A 2,097-nucleotide genomic window follows, 5' to 3' on the forward strand; every position below is an offset into this window, starting at 1 on the left:
TGCCAGGAGTGTTTCAGCAGATTGCGGCCTTCTCGCCCCTGGCGAATTCTATCGAGCTAATCCGTCCGGTGATGCTCGGCCGCCTGGGCGACAATGTAGGGCTGCATATAGGCGCACTTTGCATGTTCGCTGTATTGCCTTTTTTTCTGTCGGCTGGACTGTTTCATCGACGACTAATGCGTTGACGCTTGCTTACACCCATTAACCAGAAGGAGGTCCGCAATGCCGGATGCAAACTGCCCACAGCGGCCCGGAGGCATGCGTATGCTAGGAATCGCGAGTGGTACAACGCCGAAGCCGGGCGCCACCCAGCCGCTGCAGGCACCCGCCCAGCTTCGCGACCACACCTCGAAGAACAGGCTGGATGGTGAGGCGCGGACCCACCCGGAGCGTTCAATCGATAGCAGCCAAGCTTCTTGTGCGCGTCCACAGACCGTCGCGGCCATTATTTAGTTGGATACACATGCAATGACCCACAACGAAGCAACTCTTGAGCCTTTTGTGATCCTTGCTATGCCAAGGACCGGAACACACTATTTAGAAGAATTGCTAAACGAGCATCCGACCGTTTTGAGTAACGGTGAGTTGCTAAACGAATATGATCCCAATTGGCCCAGCACTGATCGCCTGCTAGGCACGGATCGCGAGCTTCTTGAGCTTGCCTATGTGCGCTGCCCTATGCGCGACTACAAGAATGTGACGCATCTTGGATGCAAGATCAATGAACCTCAGTTTCGCGAGCGTCCCGCATTCTTTGCGGAACTGGCTCGTTGGCCAGCACTCAAGGTCATCCTTGTTGTTCGCCGAAACGTATTGGAATCGCTCCGATCCTTTGTGCAGGCCAGGGAAAGCGGTCACTGGCTGAAGTTCAGCTGGGACAACGATACCGCTCGGCCACCGAGCGTCAGGTTGTCAATCGCCGACTGTGAGGCTTATTTCAAAGCCGCCGACGATTTTCACGCTCGCGTTATGGACTCCTTCACGTCGACCAACCTGCTTGTAATGGAATACGAGAGCCTACTTCACGAACCTGCCCAATGCCTGGGAGCGGTTTGGGATTTCCTGGGCGTTCCAGCGCTTGAGCCATCAGATAACGCCATCCTGCAGCGCCAGGAAACGCGACCGCTGGATCAAACGGTGGAGAACTTTGACGAGTTGCGGATTCACTTCGCACGGGGACCTTATTCAAGATTTTTTGACCTCGGAGATTCAATGCGCTCCTACGCTTAATCGCTTGTACCGCGTGCTCTGATGGGCGTGTAGGATATCCTGCAGTTTGCGCGCATTCCGTCGCAAAACTGACAAACCAAAGTCACCAAGACGACAGAGATATCGGCCGGCAGTCGATCTGCGGCAGACATCAAAGACACGGCCGCAAGGCGACCTGGTCAATTCCCTCTCTGGCGAAGCACTTCTTCAGACGCGATCTTTGGCGAGCCTTGAGTGCAAATTCCGGCAAAGGTGGAGGGTTCCAGTGCGCAACCCGCACCAATCTCGCTGGACGGGACAGGCCTCCAGTTGGCACGGCGCTTGCTCCGAGATGACAGCAGCGCTCGACCGGAGCGCAGCATGGGAGAAGGAGGAGCCCCCACCCCGATCCGGTCAGGGAGAGAGAAACGGTGTTGGTTCCAAGAGTCCCCCGCGCGATCGCAGCGCCCCGCAAGCCCCATTTTGCCCGGACCTACGTGCAGGTGCTTGCCGCCATAGTCCTGGGAGCCGCAATTGGCTACCTCTATCCGGAAACCGGCCAGAGCCTGAAGCCGCTCGGCGATGCCTTCATCAAAGTCGTCAAGATGATTATCGCACCTGTCATCTTCCTGACAATTGCGACCGGCATTGCCGGCATGAGCGATCTGCAGAAGGTCGGCCGAGTTGCCGCCAAGGCGATGGTTTATTTCCTCACCTTCTCGACACTTGCACTCGTTGTCGGACTGATTGTCGCGAATATCGTTCAACCTGGCGCCGGCCTCAACATCGATCCGGCCTCGCTCGATGTCCAAGCCGTTAAGGGCTATGTGGCCACGGCTCACGAGCAGTCCGTGACCAGCTTCCTGATGAACATCATCCCGTCAACGATTGCCAGTGCCTTCGCGGAAG

2 protein-coding genes and 1 pseudogene are annotated in these 2,097 nt (G+C 56.8%); all 3 read left to right on the plus strand.

Going from position 1 to position 2,097, the window contains the following annotated elements:
* Window positions 1–185: pseudogene (locus EN935_RS32870) on the plus strand (nodulation protein NodJ); the annotation flags it as partial.
* A 283-nt stretch (window positions 186–468) separates the two neighbouring features.
* Window positions 469–1,230 carry a sulfotransferase domain-containing protein gene (locus EN935_RS32875; protein WP_063169397.1) on the plus strand — a complete coding sequence of 254 codons (762 nt, stop codon included), beginning with the start codon at window positions 469–471 and terminating at the stop codon, window positions 1,228–1,230.
* Between the two features lie 389 nt (window positions 1,231–1,619).
* A partial coding sequence (locus EN935_RS32880) for a cation:dicarboxylase symporter family transporter (protein ID WP_127224618.1) occupies window positions 1,620–2,097 on the plus strand: 478 nt, incomplete at its 3' end.

It is taken from the genome of Mesorhizobium sp. M7D.F.Ca.US.004.03.1.1 (genome assembly GCF_003998635.1).
Lineage (GTDB): Bacteria > Pseudomonadota > Alphaproteobacteria > Rhizobiales > Rhizobiaceae > Mesorhizobium > Mesorhizobium loti.

What these genes read in the sequence shown, in the direction of transcription:
- EN935_RS32875 (WP_063169397.1), top strand. Translation starts at nt 469, where the DNA reads ATGACCCACAACGAAGCAACTCTTGAGCCTTTTGTGATCCTTGCTATG.